Source organism: uncultured Aquimarina sp., from assembly GCF_947496855.1.
In the GTDB taxonomy this organism is placed as follows: domain Bacteria; phylum Bacteroidota; class Bacteroidia; order Flavobacteriales; family Flavobacteriaceae; genus Aquimarina.
Window position 1 is genome coordinate 1 of sequence record NZ_CANMED010000021.1, and the last position, 2531, is coordinate 2531.

General features: G+C 33.8%; 1 protein-coding gene. It reads right to left on the reverse strand.

The window, feature by feature from the left end:
- A partial coding sequence (locus Q0921_RS24860; RefSeq protein WP_299261856.1) for a right-handed parallel beta-helix repeat-containing protein occupies positions 1–2486 on the reverse strand: 2486 nt, incomplete at its 3' end.
- Between the last annotated feature and the right edge of the window lie 45 nt (positions 2487–2531).

A 2531-nucleotide genomic window follows, 5' to 3' on the forward strand; every position in this document is an offset into this window, starting at 1 on the left:
GTAGACTCTATTTGATATGAACCATTTATTATGAGTTGTGTAAATGCCCCAGTGACAGTTACATTATCAATCTGATCGGTTGCCAAAGCACCTTGCCAATCCGATCCTATTGGTCTAATATGTGTTTTGAATAAATACCCTGTATTAGGTTGTGGCAAACTAGGAAGATCAATAGTAATGGCTTTTATACCTTTCCCTTTAGCTATAACTTCCTTTTTCGTTGCAATCCAGCCTGTAGCTGACCAAAAAGACATAATAATTTCCCTATCGGTTGAAGCTTCATAATTTACATCCAATGTATACGATCTAGATTGCTCAATACTATTGGGAGGATTTTTAAAAGATATATTATCTTCAAAAGTTTGTCCTTGCACAATTACGTCACTAATTTGATCGCTATCAATAGCTTCTTGCCAATTAGTGCCTACAGGTCTAATATCTGCTTTGTAAACATATCCTGTACCTGCTAAAGGTGCTGTTGGTAAATCTACTGTTATCGTAACTGTTTTTGAACCACTCTCAACTGTAACTCGTTTTTGACCTAGCCATTCGATGGAAGACCAAAACTGAACCACGATATCTCTATCGGTATCGGCACTATACTTTACTTTAAAATCATACGAAGTCTTAGAACTGATTGTTGTAGCTGCATTTACAAATGCTATTTCATCTGAAGCAGTATCACCTTCTCCTGTATCCTCTATCGCATTAATTCCAGCAGTCCATCTCGTTCCTCCTAGTTCATAAGCTCCTACATCTGGTGCTGAACCTTTATAAGACTTTTGGAATCCCGAAATCACTCTTCCGCTATTTACTACAGACCCATTCGATTTGGGCATAAAAATCTGATTATTAGCATTCTCTAGCGGAGAGGTCGAACTAATAATGTTATTCTTATAATCAAATCCAGGGGCTTCATGCCATCCTTCTTTATTTGAATAATTATTGTAGACTTTATTATTACTTTGTGGATAGCCATTTACCCATGATCCCATTGCTTCTCCAGCATTCCAAATGGTATTATGAAAAAAGTCTAAGTGTTCATTGTTCCAATTTACCTGGTAACCAGTCCAAGACACATTCCATATTACATTATGATGTACAACATACCCTTTACTATTATTATCTAAGTAAATACCTGCCGCTTTATTTCCTGCATATGATGGCGGTTTTGAATCGTGAAACCAGTTATGATGAATTTCTGTTCCTTTTCGTCTATCATCACCAACTGTATAAAATACTCCAGAGTCCGCATTAATTAACTGCGCTTTTGAAACATCATTATAAGCAACTTCACAGTTGTTTCCACTGATGTACATCCCATCTCTTCCGGAATTAGTTATTTTATTTTTTAGAACTTTTATATTATTTGCTCTCGATCTAATAGGTGTTGCGTGTATTCCTAAATAATCGATATTCGAAATGGTATTTTTCTCAATAATAGAATTGTGAGCATTTGCCCAATTTTGTACTGAAATTCCATTTGCAGAACTATGATTAATAATACAATTTCTTATAATAGTATTTGGTCCTAGAACTTCTATTGATGATTCTCCTACACCTGCGCTAGTGCTATTTATATTATCAAAACCTTCACTACCATGAATCACTTTATTATTTTCGAAAATATTGAAGCTTCCATTTATCTTAACACTTCCTCCAAAAAATTCGATACCTTGAATTTTTATGTAATCTCCTTTTAATTCAGCTATAAATTTGTTGGTTGCATATTCTACTGAATTATTAGCAGGCTTTTTACCATTAGCCGGTTGAAAATAAATTGTTTTAGTTGATTTATCATAAAACCATTCTCTGGCATAATCTAATGCCTCAAGTTTATTAAATAAATACAACTGTCCTCGATGTCCATTTCTTAAAATAGTTGGGTTATGCGGATCAAACGGCCATTTATTTATATTTACTCCTGCATGTTCTATTCTATTTGCTGTACTTCTAGTAATTCTTCTCGTCCAACTGGTACCAGAATGACCTCCTATATAGTATACTAAACCACCTGTCCAGTCAAAATTCGGTACTCCTGATAAACTAAAATAATCGCTGCCGCCATTATCAATAAATTTACAATCTACCGTAAACCTATTATTATCGGTATTGTTAGGCCATCTTGCCAAATCCATGTATTGTTGATTATGATAAATATTTCGAAACCTTTCTTCGATAGTCATATTAACAGAAGCTTTATAAATATTGCCAGCGTGTAATTGCCATCCATTTATAAATTTTGTTGCTTTTATTTTTACATTTTCTCCATTTGCAGCTTTAAATGTTAAGTAATTACTAGTAGTCCCATTTTTATTAATTAATAAAGGTTCTGTATATACTCCTCCTCTTATTATACAGACATCACCAGGCGACATTACCGATACCGCCTTAGAAAAGGTTTTAAAAGGACTATTGACAGAACCATTATTATTGTCATTACCATTGGTTGCCACATAAATATTTTTCGCGTGTAATGAAGACACAAATACAAATAAAAGTATCCATATACATTTTCGAAAAAGGGTTTT